The sequence below is a fragment of the Vibrio nitrifigilis genome (assembly GCF_015686695.1).
GTDB classification, from domain to species: domain Bacteria; phylum Pseudomonadota; class Gammaproteobacteria; order Enterobacterales; family Vibrionaceae; genus Vibrio; species Vibrio nitrifigilis.
In genome coordinates, this window is record NZ_JADPMR010000001.1 from 2,947,170 (window position 1) to 2,966,761 (window position 19,592).

At 43.2% G+C, this 19,592-nt stretch carries 16 protein-coding genes and 9 tRNA genes; 24 read left to right on the plus strand and 1 reads right to left on the minus strand.

The window, feature by feature from the left end; translation table 11 throughout:
• Positions 1–7 precede the first annotated feature (7 nt).
• The 4 genes from surE to rpoS all read left to right on the plus strand — a co-directional run bounded on the left by surE (position 8) and on the right by rpoS (position 3,353).
• Entirely contained in the window at positions 8–760 is a 753-nt protein-coding gene (gene surE / locus I1A42_RS13185; protein ID WP_196123844.1) for a 5'/3'-nucleotidase SurE, read from the plus strand.
• Positions 753–1,379, plus strand: coding sequence for a protein-L-isoaspartate(D-aspartate) O-methyltransferase (locus I1A42_RS13190; RefSeq protein ID WP_161153922.1), 627 nt, complete (start codon positions 753–755; stop codon positions 1,377–1,379). Before surE ends, I1A42_RS13190 begins: the two co-directional genes overlap by 8 nt.
• Entirely contained in the window at positions 1,379–2,296 is a 918-nt protein-coding gene (locus tag I1A42_RS13195) for a peptidoglycan DD-metalloendopeptidase family protein (RefSeq protein ID WP_196123711.1), read from the plus strand. The genes I1A42_RS13190 and I1A42_RS13195 overlap by 1 nt, the downstream gene beginning before the upstream one ends.
• A gap of 76 nt (positions 2,297–2,372) precedes the next feature.
• The gene (gene rpoS / locus I1A42_RS13200; RefSeq protein ID WP_196123712.1) at positions 2,373–3,353 is read left to right on the plus strand and encodes an RNA polymerase sigma factor RpoS; all 981 of its coding nucleotides are present in this window, start codon (positions 2,373–2,375) and stop codon (positions 3,351–3,353) included.
• A gap of 78 nt (positions 3,354–3,431) precedes the next feature.
• Here rpoS and mutS read toward each other — a convergent pair whose 3' ends face one another.
• Positions 3,432–5,993 (minus strand): DNA mismatch repair protein MutS, encoded by a 2,562-nt coding sequence (gene mutS / locus I1A42_RS13205; RefSeq protein ID WP_161153919.1) that lies wholly within the window; start codon positions 5,991–5,993, stop codon positions 3,432–3,434.
• An 84-nt stretch (positions 5,994–6,077) separates the two neighbouring features.
• On the opposite strand from mutS, the gene pncC reads away from it, so the two are divergent.
• From pncC to I1A42_RS13305, 20 genes are all read left to right on the plus strand, one after another.
• Positions 6,078–6,563: a nicotinamide-nucleotide amidase gene (pncC, locus tag I1A42_RS13210; RefSeq protein ID WP_161153918.1), complete on the plus strand. Its 486-nt coding sequence runs from the start codon at positions 6,078–6,080 to the stop codon at positions 6,561–6,563.
• A gap of 157 nt (positions 6,564–6,720) precedes the next feature.
• Entirely contained in the window at positions 6,721–7,764 is a 1,044-nt protein-coding gene (gene recA, locus I1A42_RS13215) for a recombinase RecA (protein ID WP_161153917.1), read from the plus strand.
• Positions 7,765–7,880: 116 nt separating this feature from the next.
• The gene (gene recX / locus I1A42_RS13220) at positions 7,881–8,354 is read left to right on the plus strand and encodes a recombination regulator RecX (protein ID WP_161153916.1); all 474 of its coding nucleotides are present in this window, start codon (positions 7,881–7,883) and stop codon (positions 8,352–8,354) included.
• A 208-nt stretch (positions 8,355–8,562) separates the two neighbouring features.
• On the plus strand, positions 8,563–11,145 hold the full coding sequence (alaS, locus tag I1A42_RS13225; RefSeq protein WP_196123713.1) for an alanine--tRNA ligase: 2,583 nt from the start codon (positions 8,563–8,565) through the stop codon (positions 11,143–11,145).
• 196 nt (positions 11,146–11,341) lie between these two features.
• Positions 11,342–12,529 (plus strand): aspartate kinase, encoded by a 1,188-nt coding sequence (locus I1A42_RS13230; RefSeq protein ID WP_161153914.1) that lies wholly within the window; start codon positions 11,342–11,344, stop codon positions 12,527–12,529.
• A gap of 90 nt (positions 12,530–12,619) precedes the next feature.
• A complete protein-coding gene (gene csrA / locus I1A42_RS13235; RefSeq protein ID WP_004415691.1) occupies positions 12,620–12,817 on the plus strand; it encodes a carbon storage regulator CsrA in 198 nt (65 codons plus the stop codon).
• A gap of 183 nt (positions 12,818–13,000) precedes the next feature.
• Positions 13,001–13,093: transfer RNA gene (locus I1A42_RS13240), tRNA-Ser, on the plus strand.
• Positions 13,094–13,132: 39 nt separating this feature from the next.
• Positions 13,133–13,209 (plus strand) — tRNA-Arg (locus I1A42_RS13245).
• A gap of 26 nt (positions 13,210–13,235) precedes the next feature.
• Positions 13,236–13,328 (plus strand) — tRNA-Ser (locus tag I1A42_RS13250).
• Positions 13,329–13,393: 65 nt separating this feature from the next.
• A tRNA-Arg gene (locus I1A42_RS13255) sits at positions 13,394–13,470 on the plus strand.
• A 91-nt stretch (positions 13,471–13,561) separates the two neighbouring features.
• Positions 13,562–13,638, plus strand: a tRNA-Arg gene (locus I1A42_RS13260).
• 93 nt (positions 13,639–13,731) lie between these two features.
• Positions 13,732–13,808: transfer RNA gene (locus I1A42_RS13265), tRNA-Arg, on the plus strand.
• Positions 13,809–13,901: 93 nt separating this feature from the next.
• Positions 13,902–13,978, plus strand: a tRNA-Arg gene (locus tag I1A42_RS13270).
• A gap of 93 nt (positions 13,979–14,071) precedes the next feature.
• A tRNA-Arg gene (locus tag I1A42_RS13275) sits at positions 14,072–14,148 on the plus strand.
• A gap of 93 nt (positions 14,149–14,241) precedes the next feature.
• Positions 14,242–14,318 (plus strand) — tRNA-Arg (locus I1A42_RS13280).
• Positions 14,319–14,565: 247 nt separating this feature from the next.
• Positions 14,566–14,835: an oxaloacetate decarboxylase subunit gamma gene (locus I1A42_RS13285; RefSeq protein ID WP_161153135.1), complete on the plus strand. Its 270-nt coding sequence runs from the start codon at positions 14,566–14,568 to the stop codon at positions 14,833–14,835.
• A gap of 2 nt (positions 14,836–14,837) precedes the next feature.
• Positions 14,838–16,625: a sodium-extruding oxaloacetate decarboxylase subunit alpha gene (gene oadA, locus I1A42_RS13290; protein ID WP_196123714.1), complete on the plus strand. Its 1,788-nt coding sequence runs from the start codon at positions 14,838–14,840 to the stop codon at positions 16,623–16,625.
• Positions 16,626–16,634: 9 nt separating this feature from the next.
• A complete protein-coding gene (locus I1A42_RS13295; RefSeq protein ID WP_196123715.1) occupies positions 16,635–17,765 on the plus strand; it encodes a sodium ion-translocating decarboxylase subunit beta in 1,131 nt (376 codons plus the stop codon).
• Between the two features lie 149 nt (positions 17,766–17,914).
• The gene (locus I1A42_RS13300) at positions 17,915–18,865 is read left to right on the plus strand and encodes an NADP-dependent oxidoreductase (RefSeq protein WP_196123716.1); all 951 of its coding nucleotides are present in this window, start codon (positions 17,915–17,917) and stop codon (positions 18,863–18,865) included.
• Positions 18,859–19,326: a YqaA family protein gene (locus I1A42_RS13305; RefSeq protein ID WP_196123717.1), complete on the plus strand. Its 468-nt coding sequence runs from the start codon at positions 18,859–18,861 to the stop codon at positions 19,324–19,326. The genes I1A42_RS13300 and I1A42_RS13305 overlap by 7 nt, the downstream gene beginning before the upstream one ends.
• Positions 19,327–19,592: the final 266 nt, after the last annotated feature.

Here is a 19,592-nt window from a genome sequence, read left to right on the forward strand (position 1 = left end):
TAAAAGAATGAAAATCCTTCTGAGTAATGACGACGGTGTTTACGCTGAAGGTATTCATGTCCTAGAGCAATTATTACAGGATATTGCAGATATTGTTGTCGTTGCCCCTGATCGAAATCGCTCTGGGGCGTCCAACTCATTGACACTAGAACAGCCTCTGCGTGTTAATCAAGTTGCACCTAATCGTTACTCAGTACAAGGTACCCCAACTGACTGTGTTCATTTTGCATTAAATGAGTTACTAAAAGATGATATGCCAGATTTGGTATTAACTGGTATCAATCACGGTGCAAATTTAGGTGATGACGTGCTTTATTCAGGCACGGTTGCTGCGGCAATGGAAGGTCACTTTCTTGGGGTTCAGTCCATCGCGTTTTCATTGGTTGGAACACATCATTTTTCAACGGCCGGCCATATTGCGCGTCAGCTAGTTGAGCAACACCTTTCTCAGGCTGTACCAACTAACCGATTGTTAAATGTGAATATTCCAGATGTATCGATGTCGGGATTGCAAGGGTTTCAAGTGACGCGACTTGGTGCACGTCATCATGCAGAAAGTATGATTCGTCAAAAAGATCCTCGTGGCCATGATATATACTGGCTTGGGCCTCCCGGCGAAAGACAAGATGCGGGTGAAGGTACTGATTTTTACGCAATTGACCGAGGTTTTGTGTCGGTGACGCCACTGCAAGTAGACCTCACTGCACATGATGCGCTCGGTAGTATGAACCAATGGTTAAAGGGAAAGGTGGATGGCTAATCCAAAAGCTGAAAAATTGATTCAGTTTTTAGCCGAACAAGGCATTACAGATCAACGTGTGCTCGCTGCTATTTATGCATTGCCGCGCGAGTCTTTCGTTTCTCAAGCTATGATGCATCAAGCCTATGACAATAATGCATTGCCAATAGGACAAGGGCAGACTATATCTCAGCCTTATATCGTGGCTAAAATGACACAAATGTTGGAATTAACTCCACAAAGTAAGGTCCTAGAAGTAGGTACAGGGTCAGGTTATCAAACGGCAGTATTGGCCAATTTGGTAGAACACGTTTTCTCCATTGAACGGATTAAATCGTTGCAATGGGCTGCCAAACGTCGTTTGAAGCAACTTGATATCTATAATGTTTCAACCAAGCATGGTGATGGTTGGCAAGGATGGGTGAGTAAAGGCCCTTTCGATGCCATTATCGTCACGGCTGCGGCAAATCAGGTACCACAAGCTTTATTAGACCAACTAGCAGAAGGTGGGCGTTTGGTTATTCCAGTTGGTGAAGATCAACAGAAGTTGTATAAAATTGTTCGTCAAGGGGATGAGTTTATCTATCATTCCATTGAAGATGTACGCTTTGTTCCCCTTGTCGCAGGTGATCTAGCGTAATGAAGATGTCCCGATTAAGACAATGGCTCATGATGGGGTGTGTATCCAGTTTTTTACTTGGATGTGCCCCACATATGCCTGCGCCTGTCTCGGGACTAGGTAAAGATTACAGTTCGATTAAGCGTGGGAGCTACCGTGGTAGTTACTATCAAGTAAAACCCGGTGATACATTATATTTCATATCTTATGTCACAGACAAAGATGTAAAAGACATAATTAGTTACAATAATCTCAGTCCGCCTTATGTGATACATCCTGGTGATAAGCTCAAGCTTTGGCGACCAGTATATACCCCTCCATCTTATGGCTCTCGACATTCCAATACCAAGGTAGCATCTAATGTTGCAAGTACTGCTGCTGCATCTAGCACAGTATATCCCCATGTAGCAAAGGTGCCTTCTTCGTCTAATAGTTTGAAAAATACCTCTAAAGTGGGTGGAAAAACCACGAATAAGGGGATTGATCAAGGCAAAGCAAAAGAGTATGTTGGAAAACAGAGTAAACATAATGTTAACACTAATATAAATAAAGCTAATTTAAGTAATCGGAAAATATCGAAATGGGTTTGGCCAACCAAAGGCCGGGTCATTAAGAGTTTTTCTGCTGGTAACCAGGGGAACAGAGGGATAGATATTGCTGGGCAGCGAGGTCAATCCATTCTCTCCACTGCAGCAGGAGTGGTAGTGTACTCAGGGAACGCACTACGAGGCTACGGTAACTTAATTATAATAAAGCACAATGATGATTATATCAGTGCATATGCCCACAACGATCGGTTGCTAGTCAAGGAAGGACAAAATGTTAGGGGCGGTCAGAAGATCGCGACAATGGGAAGTTCGGGGGCAGCTAGTGTCCGCCTGCATTTTGAAATTCGTTATCAAGGTAAGTCCGTCAATCCAAAACGTTACTTACCGTAAACATACTTTATAGATAGAGTCATGTCGCGACATTGAATGTTGTAATGTCTTGCTTAACTCGCCATGGGGAGGCGCTATGAGTATCAGCAATACAGCCACAAAAGTCGAAGAATTCGAATTCGATCATGATGTAATCGATTCCATCGAAGTTGAAGACGATAGTTCGACCACTACCGAAGATTCACGTGACGATTTTGAGGTGACATCTAAGAGTTTAGATGCAACCCAAATGTATTTAAGTGAAATCGGCTTTTCACCACTTTTAACTGCAGAAGAAGAAGTTCTTTATGCTCGTCGTGCTCTACGCGGTTGTGAAGCTGCTAGAAAACGTATGATCGAAAGTAACCTTCGTTTAGTTGTTAAAATTTCTCGCCGTTATAGTAATCGTGGGTTAGCTCTTCTTGATTTAATTGAAGAGGGTAACCTTGGATTGATCCGCGCAGTAGAAAAATTCGACCCGGAACGTGGTTTCCGCTTTTCAACTTACGCTACTTGGTGGATTCGTCAAACGATTGAACGTGCTCTAATGAATCAAACCCGTACTATCCGTTTACCTATTCACGTGGTAAAAGAGCTCAATATCTATCTTCGTACTGCACGTGAATTGTCTCAACGTTTGGATCACGAGCCAACAGCAGAAGAAATCGCTCAAGAGCTAGACAAACCTGTTGATGACGTGAGTAAAATGCTTCGCCTGAATGAGCGTATCAGCTCTGTTGATACACCGATTGGTGGTGATGGCGATAAAGCGTTACTGGATATTATTCCTGATGGTCACAATTCGGATCCAGAAGTATCAACTCAAGATGATGACATTCGTACATCATTGATCGATTGGTTGGACGAGTTGAATCCAAAACAGAAAGAAGTATTAGCTCGCCGTTTTGGTTTACTTGGATATGAGCCATCCACATTGGAAGAAGTAGGTCGAGAAATTAATCTAACTCGCGAACGTGTTCGTCAAATTCAGGTTGAAGGACTACGCCGCCTTAGAGAGATTCTTCTGAAACAAGGTTTGAGTATGGAATCGCTATTTAATGTTGAAAACGATAACTAATCATTACCGAAAAAATTAGACAGTTGTTTATTCAAAAGGCACTCCAAAGAGTGCCTTTTTATATGGTGTATTTTTATCTTAAACAAGCTTTTTCAGATGATAGATCAGATCTAATGCTTGGCGAGGAGTGAGTTCATTTGGGTCTACTTCAGCTAAACGCTGTTCCACTTCACTAGGCTCAGGTATTAAGCTGAGCTGATTAGCGACATCAACAGCAGTTGCCGTGAGTGACTTTTTCTCATGACCAAGTTGCTCTAATTGATTCAGTTTTTGGCGAGCGTTTTGAATGACACTTTTGGGAACTCCGGCTAACCCTGCAACGGCAAGCCCATAAGATTTGCTCGCGGCGCCTTCATGAACAGAGTGCATAAAGGCGATGTCATCACCATGCTCAACGGCATCTAAATGAACATTGACCAAATTAGGAAGTTGTTTAGGTAATTCGGTTAACTCAAAATAGTGAGTGGCAAACAGCGTTAGCGCGCCAATTTTCTTTGCTAACCATTCAGCACTTGCCCAAGCGAGCGATAAACCATCATAAGTACTTGTACCACGTCCTATTTCATCCATTAGTACCAAACTTTGCGTCGTCGCATTATGTAAGATATTCGCGGTTTCAGTCATTTCGACCATAAAGGTTGAGCGCCCAGAAGCAAGATCATCCGAAGCTCCAATACGAGTGAAGATCCGATCAAGTTCTCCAATAGTGGCAGACTCGGCAGGCACGTAAGAACCAATATGAGCCATCAATGCGATTAATGCGGTTTGTCGCATGTAAGTCGATTTACCACCCATGTTTGGACCAGTAATGATCAACATTTGACGCTTTAGATCGAGATCGATCGGGTTGGCAATGAATGGATCGTCCATCACCTGTTCAACCACAGGGTGACGCCCAGCTTTGATATGTAATCCTGTTTGTGTGGTTAATTGAGGACGGCAATAATCTAGCGTTTCTGCACGTTCAGCCAAGTTCTGCAATATATCTATTTGAGCGAGAGATGATGCAAGATTTTGCAGACGCTCTAAGTGAGGCAATAGCAGATCAAATAGTCCTTCCCAAAGCTGTTTTTCTAACGCAAGTGCTTTGGATTTTGAGTTTAGAACTTTATCTTCATGCTCTTTAAGCTCAGGAATAATATAACGTTCAGCATTTTTCAATGTTTGGCGACGAATATAATTTGGTGGTACTAAGTGGCTTTGACCACGGCTAACTTGAATATAGAAACCGTGAACATTGTTGTAACCAACTTTGAGGCTATCAATTCCATGGCGATCACGTTCTTCCGCTTCTAGTTTTGCTAAATACTCGGTCGCGCCATTCGCTAAATCGCGCCATTCATCAAGTTCTTGATTGTATTCAGGGGCGATGACTCCGCCATCTCGAATGACGACTGGAGGATTGTCGATAATCGCAGCTTGAAGTAGTTCATGTAACTCATCCATTGGGCTGGCGTACTGCGCCAATTTCTGTAAGTAAGGATGGGTTAAATCTGTCACAATTCCTGCTAATTCTGGTAACTGCTCTAGAGCGTTACGTAGGCGAGCAAGATCACGTGGGCGAGCTGAGCGTAGCGCTAGACGAGCCAGAATACGTTCAATATCACCAATTTGTTTTAATACAGGTTGAACATCTGCAAAAATCCCTGTGCTTTTTAATTCACCGATGGAATCGAGACGCTGATTTAACGCATCCATATTACGCATTGGCTGGTGAATCCAGCGTTTGAGCATACGGCTTCCCATCGGGGTTGCACAGTGGTCGAGTACTTCTGCAAGGGTATTATCGGTGCCACCTGAAAGATTTTGCGTCAGCTCTAAATTACGTCGAGTGGCGGCGTCTAAAATGACGGACTGATCCTGCCTATCAAGAGTCAATGAACGAATATGAGGTAGTGTGGTTCTTTGCGTATCTTTGACGTATTGAATCAAACAGCCTGCAGCACAGAGGCCTCTGGTGGCATTTTCGACCCCGAAGCCAACCAAATCTTTAGTTCCAAATTGCTGATTTAGCTGTTGCTTAGCTGTGTCAATTTCAAATTCCCAGACAGGACGGCGTCTATTTCCTTGGCGATGCTCCATTAAATGTACTGGAGTAAAATCTTCAGGGAAAAGTAATTCACGAGGCGCTGTACGTTGCAGTTCTGCAGCCATTGCTTCTTCAGATTCAGGTTCACTTAACTGGAAACGCCCTGAAGTAAGATCTAATGTGGAATAGCCAAATTTACCATCTTGGAAATAGATGGCGGCAATTAGGTTATCGACTCTTTCTGATAAAAGAGCTTCATCTGTCACTGTTCCGGGGGTGACAATGCGAACGACTTTTCGTTCGACCGGACCTTTACTTGTTGCTGGGTCACCGATTTGCTCACAGATAGCGACAGATTCACCCAAATGAACCAATTTAGCTAGGTAGTTTTCTACTGCATGAAATGGAACGCCGGCCATTGGAATGGGTTCACCGGCTGAAGCGCCACGTTTCGTTAGTGAAATATCAAGCAACTGAGACGCTCGTTTAGCGTCATCATAGAATAATTCGTAAAAATCTCCCATACGGTAAAAAAGCAAAATATCTGGGTTTTCTGCTTTAAGCTTCAGATATTGCTGCATCATGGGAGTATGTTTTTTCTCTGCAGTCACGGGTTACTTCTTTTGTTTAAGGACGTTGCGGCTTAGGATACGTGAATCACCACCATGCGAAAAGATGAAAAAGGTTTTTTGATTATGCAATCACAACAGAAATTGAGTGAACATCTCGGACAGCAACTATTAAATGCCAATCAGGTTTTAGTCACCGCAGAATCTTGTACTGGTGGCGGTGTCGCAGCAGCTATCACGGATATTGCGGGCAGTTCACAGTGGTTTGACCGAGCTTTTGTCACTTATACCAATGATGCTAAGCAGGAGATGATTGGGGTTAAAGCGGATACGTTAGCTCAATTTGGAGCCGTGTCTGAGCCCGTTGTTATTGAAATGGTGCAAGGGGCATTACGCTCTTCTCATGGCTCTATAGGTGTTGCGATTAGTGGTATTGCTGGACCTGGTGGTGGCTCCGAAATTAAGCCAGTCGGCACAGTTTGTTTTGCTTGGGCTGATAAAAAAGGGTGGCAAAAAGTGGCTACTGAGCATTTTACAGGTGATCGCGCTAGTGTGCGTCAACAAGCAATTTTTTATGCATTACAAACAATTAGTGAATACTTATCTGAGTGAAAAAGTGATATCTGTCGAGTGAGAGGCAAAAAATTGTTATACAGGGGTGGACACTGTATGAATCAACAGTATAATGAAATCCATCAAGACATTTATTGTCGAACCGATTTTGACGCATTCATTGATCACCAAAAAGAGTGACAGTCTGGAGAAAGTAATGGACGAAAATAAACAGAAGGCTCTGGCCGCAGCATTAGGTCAGATTGAGAAACAATTCGGTAAAGGTTCCATTATGCGTTTGGGTGATAACCGCGCAATGGATGTAGAAACTATCTCTACAGGCTCTCTTTCTCTAGATATTGCCTTAGGCGCAGGTGGTTTACCTATGGGACGTATCGTAGAAATCTACGGTCCAGAATCTTCAGGTAAAACAACACTGACTCTTGAATTGATTGCTGCTGCGCAACGTGCGGGTAAAACCTGTGCTTTTATCGATGCTGAACACGCTCTTGATCCAATTTATGCGGGCAAACTTGGTGTTAACATCGATGAATTGTTGGTATCTCAACCAGATACAGGTGAGCAAGCTCTAGAAATCTGTGATGCTCTAGCTCGTTCTGGTGCTGTCGATGTGATGGTTGTCGACTCTGTAGCTGCACTAACACCTAAAGCGGAAATCGAAGGTGAGATGGGTGATAGCCATATGGGTCTTCAAGCACGTATGCTTTCTCAAGCGATGCGTAAGCTGACTGGTAACCTAAAAGCGTCTAACTGTATGTGTATCTTCATCAACCAAATCCGTATGAAGATTGGTGTGATGTTTGGTAACCCAGAAACAACCACGGGTGGTAACGCACTTAAATTCTACGCTTCTGTTCGTCTAGATATCCGTCGTACTGGTGCGATCAAAGAAGGTGATGAAGTAGTCGGTAACGAAACTCGCATCAAAGTTGTTAAAAACAAGATTGCAGCACCATTTAGAGAAGCGCATACACAGATCATGTATGGTCAAGGGTTTAACCGTGAAGGTGAATTAATCGACCTTGGTGTGAAGAACAAGCTTATTGAAAAAGCGGGTGCTTGGTATAGCTACAACGGTGACAAGATTGGTCAAGGTAAAGCGAACTCTTGCAAATATCTGCGTGAAAATCCAGAAATATCAGCAACGATCGATAGTATGTTACGTGACATGCTTTTGAATCCGACTAAGCCAGCAGAAGAGCCTGAATTTGGTGCTGTTCCAGAGCAAGAAGAAAAATAGTATTTTTGAGCATACTCATTGATATTAATGTAACAAAGCCCTGCAATTGCGGGGCTTTGTTATTATTAGCTGATCTCATTTCATCCAGTCTATTTTGTAGCCATTGAGAGAGTGTTATGTATTCTAAAAAAAAGCCAACGCTTACTGCTAAAGAATCTGCAATCCAATTATTGAGTCGGCGCGATCATGGCGTGTTTGAGTTGCAGCAGAAATTGGCTCAGAAAGGGTATGAAGAGGCTGATATTTTGCAAGCAATCGCACTTTGCCAAGAGTATGGCTATCTAGATGATCTGCGTTTTGCTAAAAGCCAAGTTCGCCAACATGTATTCAAAGGACATGGTAAAAGACGTATTCAGCAAGAGTTAAACTTAAAACGAGTGGCAGACTTAACAATAGAAGTAGCATTAGAAGAAGAAGGGCCTGATTGGTTTGAGTTGGCGAAAGAAACTGCGTATAAAAAATTTAAAGGAAAGCCAGCAGCTGATCAAAAGGAATACGCAAAGCAGGTGCGCTTTTTACAATATCGCGGTTTTAGTTTCGATCAAATTCAATATGCGTTAGGCGAAGACGACAATGAAGCGTTGTACTAGGTATTAATTCGTTGATTGAATCAGATTTTTATCATGCCTAATGGCTGATGATATGGCTCATTTGGCACTGTATCTCATTGTAGCGAGATAGCATATTTCTCTCATCACTAGAAAGATTCCTTTCTTTTCTCTTAGAAAACTATGCGAACCCTTTTCCATGCTTTACAATAGCGCAAAAATCTAACTTGAGAATTTCAGGAAGAGCTGCATGTATATGAGCACGGATGAGGTTCGCAACGCGTTCCTATCATTCTTTGAAAGTAAAGGACACCAGATTGTCGATAGTTCGTCACTGGTTCCACATAACGATCCGACCTTGCTGTTTACTAACGCAGGGATGAACCAATTTAAAGACTGTTTCCTAGGTTTAGAGAAACGCTCTTACACTCGAGCGACCACAGCCCAGCGTTGTGTGCGAGCGGGCGGTAAACATAACGATTTGGAAAACGTTGGCTTTACAGCGCGTCACCATACATTCTTCGAGATGCTGGGTAACTTTAGCTTCGGTGATTATTTCAAAGAAGATGCTATCAAGTATGCATGGGAATTTTTGACAACAGTTCTTAAACTTCCTGAAGATCGTCTTTTGGTTACTGTTTATAAAACAGATGACGAAGCCTTTAATATCTGGAATAAGATTATTGGCCTTCCAGAAGATCGTATTGTTCGTATTGGTGATAAAGAAGGCGGTAAAGCTTACGAGTCAGATAACTTCTGGCAAATGGGTGATACAGGCCCTTGTGGTCCATGTTCTGAGATCTTCTATGATCACGGTGATCACATCTGGGGTGGCCGTCCTGGTACACCTGAAGAAGATGGCGACCGTTTCATCGAAATTTGGAACAACGTTTTCATGCAGTTTAACCGTAAGGCCGACGGCACTATGGAAGAATTGCCAAAACCATCTGTGGATACAGGTATGGGGCTTGAGCGTATTTCTGCCATCATGCAGGAAGTACACTCCAACTACGAAATCGATGTTTTCCAAACGCTAATTAAAGCGTCTGCTGATGTTATTGGTTACGAAGATCTCTCTAATCAATCGCTGCGCGTAGTGGCTGACCACATTCGTTCATGTTCGTTCCTTATCGTTGATGGTGTTATGCCTTCAAACGAAGGTCGTGGCTATGTGTTACGTCGTATTATTCGTCGTGCGGTTCGCCATGGTAACAAGCTTGGTGCAAAAGGTGTCTTCTTCTATAAACTTGTTGGTATCCTCGCTGATGTAATGGGTACTGCGGGTAAAGTTCTTAAAGAACAACAAGCTGTAGTTGAAAAAGTATTACGTATTGAAGAAGAAAACTTCGGTCGTACTCTTGATCGTGGTATGGCTATCTTAAATGAAGCACTAGATAACCTAAATGGTGATGTGCTTGATGGTGAGACGGTATTCAAACTTTATGACACTTATGGTTTCCCAGCGGATTTAACGAATGATGTTGCTCGTGAACGTGGATTTACGATCGATGAAGCTGGATTTGAATCTGCAATGGAAGCTCAGCGTCAACGTGCTCGCGAAGCTGGGCAGTTCGATACTGACTACAACGACAAAATTAAGACAGAAACTAACACTGAATTTTGTGGCTATACAGCAACACAAGGGCATAGTGAAGTTGTTGAACTGTTTGTCGATGGTCATGCAGTCGATTCTTTATCTGCTGGTGATAAAGCCATTGTGGTTCTAAAAGAAACACCATTCTATGCTGAATCAGGCGGTCAAGCGGGTGATGCTGGTGTGATTGAAACCACCTCTGGTCGTTTTGTTGTCGAAGATACTCAAAAATTGGGTAATGCCACTGCACACCACGGTGTTTTACAAGAAGGTGTGTTGGCGAAAGGCGATGACGTGAAAGCGTTGGTTAATGAAGCTCGCCGCGTAGCAAGTTCTTTAAACCACTCTGCGACTCACTTACTTCATGCTGCATTACGCCAAGTATTGGGTACTCACGTTGCGCAAAAAGGCTCACTAGTTCGTGCTGAAGCGTTGCGTTTTGACTTCTCTCACTTAGAAGCGATGACTGCAGAAGAATTGAAGAAGGTAGAGCGTTTAGTTAACGAGCAAATTCGTCGTAACCATGTTATTCAAACTGAAATCATGGATATTGATGCTGCTAAAGAGAAAGGTGCGATGGCACTGTTCGGTGAAAAATACGATGACCAAGTTCGTGTGTTATCTATGGGAGATTTTTCTACTGAACTATGTGGTGGTATCCATGCAACGCATACTGGTGATATCGGTCTGTTCAAAATTGTTTCAGAGAGTGGTATCGCAGCTGGTATTCGTCGTATTGAAGCGGTTACTGGTGAAGCTGCTCTAGATTATCTAGAAGCGCAAGCTGAAAAATACGAAGAGAAAGTAGATGAAATGGCTCACAAAGCCAAGTCACTAGAGAAAGAAATTCACCACCTGAAAGATCAACTTGCTTCACAAGCTGGTTCTAACCTAGCGAACCAAGCAAAACAGATTTCAGGGGTTAATGTTTTAGTTGCTCAATTAGATGGTGCGGATAACAAAGCTCTGCGCGGTATGGTTGATGAACTGAAGAACCAATTAGGTAGCGCTATCATCATGCTCGGTAATGTAGCTGATGGTAAGGTCGGCCTAATTGCTGGTGTGACTAAAGATCTTACTGGCAAAGTTAAAGCGGGCGAACTGGTTAATATGGTTGCTCAGCAAGTTGGCGGTAAAGGCGGTGGTCGCCCTGATATGGCTCAAGCTGGTGGTAGTGATGCAAAAGCACTCCCTGCGGCATTAGAGTCTGTAGATGCTTGGCTTGCTGAACGTCTATAAATTTGTAATTTAGATAAAAATAAATCGCGCTCAGTCTAATTTTAGCGGAGCGTATCATACGTGAACCAAGCGGTTTAATTAGTGTAAAAGCTAGTTACTGCTTGGTTTTGTTTTTGCTACTACGTAATCGATAATCAATTAGTTGATTAAGGTGTTTTAGTTTTAAGAAGACTTTGTCTTAGGAAGGTGGATAACGGTGAAAAAGCCCCTTATCGTGCAAAAGTTTGGTGGTACATCTGTGGGTTCAATTGAACGAATCCATGCTGTTGCTGAACACATCATTAAAGCGAAAAATGATGGTAATCAAGTTGTGGTTGTGGTTTCAGCAATGTCTGGTGAAACCAATCGTTTGTTAGGTTTATCCCAGCAAATAGATAGCGTGCCAACGGCACGAGAACTTGATGTTTTGCTCTCTGCTGGTGAACAAGTATCAATGGCTCTTGTGGCTATGACTCTTAATAAATTAGGGTATTCAGCTCGTTCACTAACCGGAGCTCAAGCGAATATTGTGACAGATAATCTGCACAATGACGCGACGATTAAACATATTGATCCACAAGTTATTAATAGATTACTAGAACAAGATCACATAGTTGTGGTTGCTGGTTTTCAAGGGGTCAATGAAAATGGGGATATCACAACACTTGGCCGTGGCGGTTCAGATACAACAGCGGTTACGCTGGCTGGAGCCTTGCAAGCGGATGAGTGTCAGATTTTCACCGATGTAGATGGTATTTATACGTGTGATCCAAGAGTTGTTCCGAGTGCTCGGAAGTTAGATGAGATAGATTTCCCATCAATGGAAGAGATGGCTCGTAAGGGCGCTAAAGTACTGCATCTGCCATGCGTACAATATGCTTGGGCACACAAAGTACCGCTACGAGTACTATCCTCTTTCGAAATGAATAAAGGCAGTTTAGTTAAAGGTGAAGTGGGCTCTAAGTCTATCTGTGGAATTGCATTGCAACGAGACATGGCAATTGTTCGTGTTGATACTACTTCTTTGTCGAGTTTGACCAGTCAGTGTCAAATGTTAGGTATTGACGTATGGAATGTGATCGAGGAAGCAGAATGGGCAGGAGTGGTGATAAAACACGACGCTTGTGCGAAATTAGCGCTGGTTTTCAGCGATAAAATCCGTAACACTGAGACTGTGAGTTTATTAACCACGGTAGGTTTACAAGCACCACGACTCGTTAATGACTTTTATCAGTTATTAACTGGAAATACGATTGATGTACGTTATATTTCAACCACGACTCAGTCCGTTATGTTCACTTTAGTTCCGCACGATATCGATCGAGCTGCTAACTTATTACATAATGCTTATCTAGCAACAGATGATTTGATGTCTAACCAAGCTAAGCAAGTTATCTTGGGTTAAAGGGCTATTTTCGAGAGTTTACCGAAATATAACTTTTGATCGATAATAACGTAGTTGCAATAAAAACAGAGATTACTCAAGGAGCATAGAATGCTAATTTTGACTCGCCGTGTTGGCGAAACACTCATGATCGGTGATGAAGTGACGGTCACAGTACTAGGCGTTAAAGGTAACCAAGTTCGTATTGGTGTAAACGCACCCAAAGAAGTATCAGTACACCGTGAAGAAATCTACATGCGCATTCAAGCAGAAAAAGGTAACGGTAACGTTGCATCAGGCAACTACTAACTATCTAAAGAGGCTGACAGTTTTTGTCAGCCTTTTTTGTTTTTAAGGTGATTTAGTTTGCGGAAAAGAGCAAATTCACACCGCTTTGATTAAATACCCAACGGTTAAGCGTTTTTTTACTATTTTTACCAAGAAAATGTTTGACATATTTTTGGTAAATCGTAATATGTGCCTCCGCAAGACGGTGAGGTGGCCGAGAGGCCGAAGGCGCTCCCCTGCTAAGGGAGTATACGGTTTGTAGCCGTATCGAGGGTTCGAATCCCTCCCTCACCGCCATTCTTGCACTGCTTATCAATTAGCATGAAAGCAGATAGTGCGCCTGTAGCTCAGCTGGATAGAGTACCTGGCTACGAACCAGGCGGTCAGAGGTTCGAATCCTCTCAGGCGCACCATATTCTTATGAATATGATCAAAAGACGGTGAGGTGGCCGAGAGGCCGAAGGCGCTCCCCTGCTAAGGGAGTATACGGTTTGTAGCCGTATCGAGGGTTCGAATCCCTCCCTCACCGCCATTTTTGACCTAAGGTCAATTTTTTTGGTCCATAAGAATGTTTTTGTGATGTAGATCACACGTTGTGCGCCTGTAGCTCAGCTGGATAGAGTACCTGGCTACGAACCAGGCGGTCAGAGGTTCGAATCCTCTCAGGCGCACCATTATTCAATCGGGAAGATGTATTTAGCGATATAACTTCTTGATACGAGAAAGGGTAATGCCCTGATGTTACTTGGTAATATCGAAAACAGTGCGTCTGTAGCTCAGCTGGATAGAGTACCTGGCTACGAACCAGGCGGTCAGAGGTTCGAATCCTCTCAGGCGCACCACTATTGATTGAGAAGATATGATTTAGGGTTATAATTTCTCGATGTAATTTAAAGGGTAATGCCCTGATGTTACTTGGTAATATCGAAAACAGTGCGCCTGTAGCTCAGCTGGATAGAGTACCTGGCTACGAACCAGGCGGTCAGAGGTTCGAATCCTCTCAGGCGCACCACTATTGATTGAGAAGATATGATTTAGGGTTATAATTTCTCGATGTAATTTAAAGGGTAATGCCCTGATATTACTTAGTGATATCGAAAACAGTGCGCCTGTAGCTCAGCTGGATAGAGTACCTGGCTACGAACCAGGCGGTCAGAGGTTCGAATCCTCTCAGGCGCACCATTATTGATTGAGAAGATATGCTTTAGGGGTATAATTTCTCGATGTGATTTAAAGGGTAATGCCCTGATGTTACTTAGTGATATCGAAAACAGTGCGCCTGTAGCTCAGCTGGATAGAGTACCTGGCTACGAACCAGGCGGTCAGAGGTTCGAATCCTCTCAGGCGCACCACTATTGATTGAGAAGATATGATTTAGGGTTATAATTTCTCGATGTAATATAAAGGGTAATGCCCTGATATTACTTAGTGATATCGAAAACAGTGCGCCTGTAGCTCAGCTGGATAGAGTACCTGGCTACGAACCAGGCGGTCAGAGGTTCGAATCCTCTCAGGCGTACCATCATTGATAAAAAGCCTCACAGAAATGTGAGGCTTTTTTTATGCTTCATTTTCTTATCCGTAGATTCTTCACTCTTCATTCCTCACAAAATTGAATACTCTTGGTTAAACGTTAACCGTTTTGTGATGGTGGTGAAGAAAATATTTCACTGTTTATGGATAAATAGCAGGCGTGTATTTCGTTTTATTCCAACGTTTGTAGAACGTTATCTTATATCTAGATAACGCCTTCATGATAAGGATCTTACATGACGAATATCGGAAACCTGCTCACTGATGCAGTGACACTTATGTGCACTGGGATGATCGTTGTTTTTCTATTTTTGACAGTGTTGGTTTATGTCGTACAGCTCATGTCGAAACTGTTACCTAAAGAATCCCCACCTTCCTTTTCTACCGAACCTACGATGAATCAGGTTTCCTCTTCATCTCTTGATCCTAAAGTGATAGCGGCTATATCTACCGCCATTCATCAGTATCGAACATCTTCGCAAAATAAAACAGACAAGGAGATATAAGAATGTCTAAACCTTTAGCGGTTACCGATGTGGTATTGCGTGATGCCCATCAGTCATTGTTTGCAACTCGTATGAGAGTTGAAGATATGTTGCCGATTGCCCAAGCATTGGACAAGGTTGGCTATTGGTCATTGGAAACTTGGGGCGGGGCAACATTTGATTCATGTATCCGCTTTCTTGGTGAAGATCCTTGGGAACGCTTAAGGTTGTTAAAAAAAGCGATGCCAAATACACGGATGCAAATGCTATTGCGTGGACAGAATCTATTAGGTTATCGCCATTATGCGGATGATGTTGTGGCTAAGTTTGTTGAACGAGCCCATAGCAATGGTATGGATGTATTCCGCATTTTCGATGCGATGAATGATGTTCGTAATTTTCAACAAGCAGTGAAAGCGACTATCGATGTCGGTGGGCATGCTCAAGGCACGTTGTCATATACGATCAGTCCCGTTCATAACGTTGATACTTGGGTGGATTTAGCCAAACGCCTGGAAGACCTCGGATGCCATTCTTTGTGCATTAAAGATATGTCGGGTCTACTTAAGCCTTATGTTGCTGAAGAAATTATTACGCGTATTAAGGCTTCCTGTAATGTCCCTCTGGCGTTGCACTGTCATGCAACGACCGGGCTTTCTACTGCCACTGCGATAAAATCTATCGAGTCTGGTGTTGATATACTCGATACGGCAATCTCGTCCATGAGCCAGACTTATGGGCATACACCAACAGAGACGGTTGTAGCAATGCTTGAAGGAACTGAGCGTGATACAGGATTAAAACTGCAAGATCTAGAACCGATCGCTGCTTATTTTAGAGATGTGCGAAAAAAATATGCGCAATTTGAAGGTCAGCTAAAAGGTGTTGATTCGCGAATTCTTATCGCCCAAGTTCCTGGTGGTATGCTGACTAATATGGAACGGCAATTGAAGGAGCAAGGGGCTGCTGATCGTTTAGATGAAGTGTTAGATGAAATCCCCAAAGTTAGAAAAGACTTAGGATATATTCCGTTAGTGACTCCAACCTCGCAGATCGTAGGGACTCAATCTGTCTTGAACGTATTAACCGGAGAGCGTTATAAAAGTATCACCAAAGAAACCGCTGGCGTTCTTAAAGGTGAATATGGAGCGTCTCCTGCGCCAGTCAATGAAGAGTTAAAACAGAAAGTGTTAGCTGGTGCACAAGCGATCACTTGCCGCCCGGCTGATTGTCTTGAACCGGAAATGGAACATCTATCAGCAGAGCTAAAACAAAAAGCCCAAGCAGATGGCATTTCCCTAGCAAAAGATGAGGTCGATGATGTCCTTACTTACGCTCTTTTCCCTCAAGTCGGTCTTAAATTTCTAAAAAATCGCGGTAATCCAAGTGCATTTGAGCCTGTTCCTACTGCAAAGGCAGTCGCTACTGTCGCTCCTAATCAAACTGCGCCTAAGGTTGGAGTTGAAAGTTATAGCGTGCGAGTCGATGGTCAGGTGTTTGATGTTGAAGTGGGGCCTAGAGGTGAACTCACTTCCGTAACCCCTGCGGTGACAACGCCTCAACAACCTCAAGTCTCACCTGCTCCTGTTTCTACTCAGGAAGTCCCTGTTACTGCCCCTCTTGCTGGGAATATTTTTAAAATCAATGTTCAAGTAGGTGGGCAAGTGAGTGAAGGCGATGTTCTACTTGTGCTTGAAGCCATGAAGATGGAAACAGAAATTAGAGCAGCTCAAGGTGGTCAGGTTTCCTCTATTTTAGTAAAAGAAGGCGATGCTGTTTCAGTTGGGGCACCTCTGTTGAATCTGGCTTAGGAGGCCGATATGGACGGATTATTGACTTTATGGGCTGAAACGGGAATCGCTAACTTCCAGTTAGGTCAAATAGTGATGATCTTAGTGGGCTGCTTATTACTGTTTCTCGCCATTCATAAAGGATTCGAACCGTTATTATTATTGCCCATTGGTTTCGGTGCTATTTTGGCGAATATACCTAACGGCGGTTTCACTGAGCCTGGAGGTGTACTCTACTATATCTATCATGCAGGGATAGCAACAGGGATCTTCCCCTTACTGATATTCATGGGGGTAGGGGCATTAACGGATTTCGGGGCGTTAATTGCGAACCCTAAAACCTTGTGGTTAGGTGCCGCTGCACAATTAGGTATTTTTGCCACCTTGTTTGGGGCGGTGATACTGAATCTAGTACCGGGAATGGAATTTTCACTTGCTGATGCTTCATCGATTGCAATTATCGGTGGTGCTGATGGACCCACGGCTATTTTCTTAGCGAGTCGTTTGTCTCCAGATTTACTAGGAGCGATTGCTGTTGCAGCTTATAGCTATATGGCTCTGGTACCTATCATTCAGCCTCCAATCATGAAGCTTCTTACGACTAAGCAAGAGCGCACGATTCAAATGGCTCAATTGCGTCATGTGAGTAAGTTAGAAAAAATGTGCTTTCCTCTGATGGTGTTGTTAATGGCGTTGTTATTTTTGCCATCATCCACACCTTTAGTGGGCATGTTTTGCTTAGGGAATTTAATGCGTGAGTCTGGTGTTGTGGATCGATTATCAAAAACAGCTCAAAACGAGTTGATCAACACGGTGACTATCTTTCTTGGACTTGGGGTCGGCTCTAAGTTGCAAGCTGATAAGTTTCTTAATGTGGAAACCTTGGGAATTCTGCTGTTAGGTGCGATTGCGTTCAGTATCGGTACCGCTGGGGGCGTTATGATGGCGAAGTTACTCAATAAAGTCTCTAAAGATCCCATTAATCCACTTATTGGAGCGGCCGGCGTTTCTGCGGTGCCAATGGCCGCTCGAGTTGTGAATAAAGAAGGATTAAAAGAGAACCCACAAAATTTCCTACTCATGCATGCCATGGGACCTAATGTTGCTGGTGTATTGGGGTCTGCTGTCGCCGCTGGCATATTGTTAGCGTTGGTTGGGTAGATATTTATCAGCATGCTGGTGTCTAAGTCTGATGGCTGACTGGTTTTTTGCTTAGCAACTGAGCAGATTTGGGTATAAGTATAAATTGGTATATATTCAAAGGGATGCCCAGACATCCCTTTTTATGTTGCTACGACAGGGAACCAGATATGGAAAATAAACAGGTCGCAATTTCACACTTTGGGGGCACTGAAGTGTTAGAGATGCAAACATCCGAGATTCCAGAGCCAAAAGATGGTGAGGTGTTAGTTAAAGTTGCCTATGCCGGTGTTAATCCGATAGATGTAAAAACTAGAGCGGGGATTGGCTGGGCTGCTGAACAGAATAAGGATAACTTACCGTGGGTTCCTGGTTATGACATTTCTGGTCAAGTCGTGAAAGCAGGCAGCAATGCTGAGTTGTTTAATATCGGAGCTAACGTAGCCGGTTTTATTGGCTTTCCTGTGCAAGGAGGTGGTTACAGCCAGTATCTTTGTGTACCAGAAACAGAATTGAGTTTAGTACCTGATTCTGTCACTTTAGAGGCGGCGGCGGTACTTCCTCTAGCCGGGCAGACTGCTGCTCAGGCTTTAAATAAAGCTCAAGTGCAAGAGGGGGATCGAGTTCTTATATTGGCTGGTGCTGGTGGTGTTGGCCATATTGCAGTGCAAATAGCGGTTGCTGCCAAAGCAGAAGTCTATACCAGTTGCAGTGAAGATAATCTTGATTACTTAGCGACATTAGGTGCACATGCTATTAACTATAACTTTGCTCCAGTTTCACAACGATTAGAGCAGGTTGATGTATTAATAGATTTAGTGGGTGGTGATGCCGCACTGGATGCATTGAAATGCCTGAGTGATGATGCTCGTGTGATTACCGTTCCCACTATTACTGCAGAATTGATCTGTGAAAAGGCAAAATTGCTAGGATTTGATGCATCAGGTATTTTGGTTGATCCCAACAAGGAACAGTTAGATACCATGCTTTACATGGTGAGTGTTGGGCTGTTAAAAACTGAAATTTATCATATATACCCATTAACTGAAGCAGATAAAGCGCATCAGCAAATTGAGACTGGCCATACCCGAGGGAAGGTACTCCTTGATATGAAATGCTAGATTGGTTCAACTCCGGATTTTCCGAATTATGGTGGTATTTTTCTGGTTCAGCTCTTTGGGTACTGTTTTTTAGTGGATTTTTAAGTGCTACTTTATTGCCTGGTGGCTCGGAAGCGGCGTTCATTGCGACCCTATCCCTACACCAATATCCAGCGGGTATTGCCGTTGTGATCGCTACAGTAGGTAATACGTTAGGAGGTCTTACCAATTATTTGCTTGGGCGGTGGCTCCCTAAACCTAAAATGAATAAACCTTATATCGTACGTTCTATTGCTTGGTTAGAACGGTATGGTTATTGGGCACTTTTACTCAGTTGGTTACCGGTTATCGGCGATCCCTTGTGCCTTGCTGCTGGTTGGTTAAGAGTTCATTTAGGTTTATCGACGGTGATGATCGCATTAGGAAAAGCACTTCGATATGGCTTGCTAGCCGCACTGTATTTAGGGCTATTTTCCTCCTAAGTTGGATTTCTGATGCATGTTAGTTCTTTCTTCAACAAGTTTTCCGTACATTTTGTTCAAAAAAAACGATAGCCAACCAGCACATTTATTAAGTAGCATAACGCCCCAGAGTTCTATCTAGTGGATAGGTGAGTAGGGGGTATGCCATCATATTTTCATTATGTAAAACAATTTGAACGATGAAGTATGCCTAGAACCGATTTGAAATCGCCCACTAGATACATATAAAAATAGGTGAAAATCACCGTCCAGTTGGGCTCTGTTCT

Bases quoted from the DNA above. Each gene is read 5' to 3' on its own strand.
- surE (WP_196123844.1), top strand. From the start codon at position 8: ATGAAAATCCTTCTGAGTAATGACGACGGTGTTTACGCTGAAGGTATT.
- I1A42_RS13190 (WP_161153922.1), top strand. From the start codon at position 753: ATGGCTAATCCAAAAGCTGAAAAATTGATTCAGTTTTTAGCCGAACAA.
- I1A42_RS13195 (WP_196123711.1), top strand. From the start codon at position 1,379: ATGAAGATGTCCCGATTAAGACAATGGCTCATGATGGGGTGTGTATCC.
- rpoS (WP_196123712.1), top strand. From the start codon at position 2,373: ATGAGTATCAGCAATACAGCCACAAAAGTCGAAGAATTCGAATTCGAT.
- pncC (WP_161153918.1), top strand. From the start codon at position 6,078: ATGCAATCACAACAGAAATTGAGTGAACATCTCGGACAGCAACTATTA.
- recA (WP_161153917.1), top strand. From the start codon at position 6,721: ATGGACGAAAATAAACAGAAGGCTCTGGCCGCAGCATTAGGTCAGATT.
- recX (WP_161153916.1), top strand. From the start codon at position 7,881: ATGTATTCTAAAAAAAAGCCAACGCTTACTGCTAAAGAATCTGCAATC.
- alaS (WP_196123713.1), top strand. From the start codon at position 8,563: ATGTATATGAGCACGGATGAGGTTCGCAACGCGTTCCTATCATTCTTT.
- csrA (WP_004415691.1), top strand. From the start codon at position 12,620: ATGCTAATTTTGACTCGCCGTGTTGGCGAAACACTCATGATCGGTGAT.
- I1A42_RS13285 (WP_161153135.1), top strand. From the start codon at position 14,566: ATGACGAATATCGGAAACCTGCTCACTGATGCAGTGACACTTATGTGC.
- oadA (WP_196123714.1), top strand. From the start codon at position 14,838: ATGTCTAAACCTTTAGCGGTTACCGATGTGGTATTGCGTGATGCCCAT.
- I1A42_RS13295 (WP_196123715.1), top strand. From the start codon at position 16,635: ATGGACGGATTATTGACTTTATGGGCTGAAACGGGAATCGCTAACTTC.
- I1A42_RS13300 (WP_196123716.1), top strand. From the start codon at position 17,915: ATGGAAAATAAACAGGTCGCAATTTCACACTTTGGGGGCACTGAAGTG.
- I1A42_RS13305 (WP_196123717.1), top strand. From the start codon at position 18,859: ATGCTAGATTGGTTCAACTCCGGATTTTCCGAATTATGGTGGTATTTT.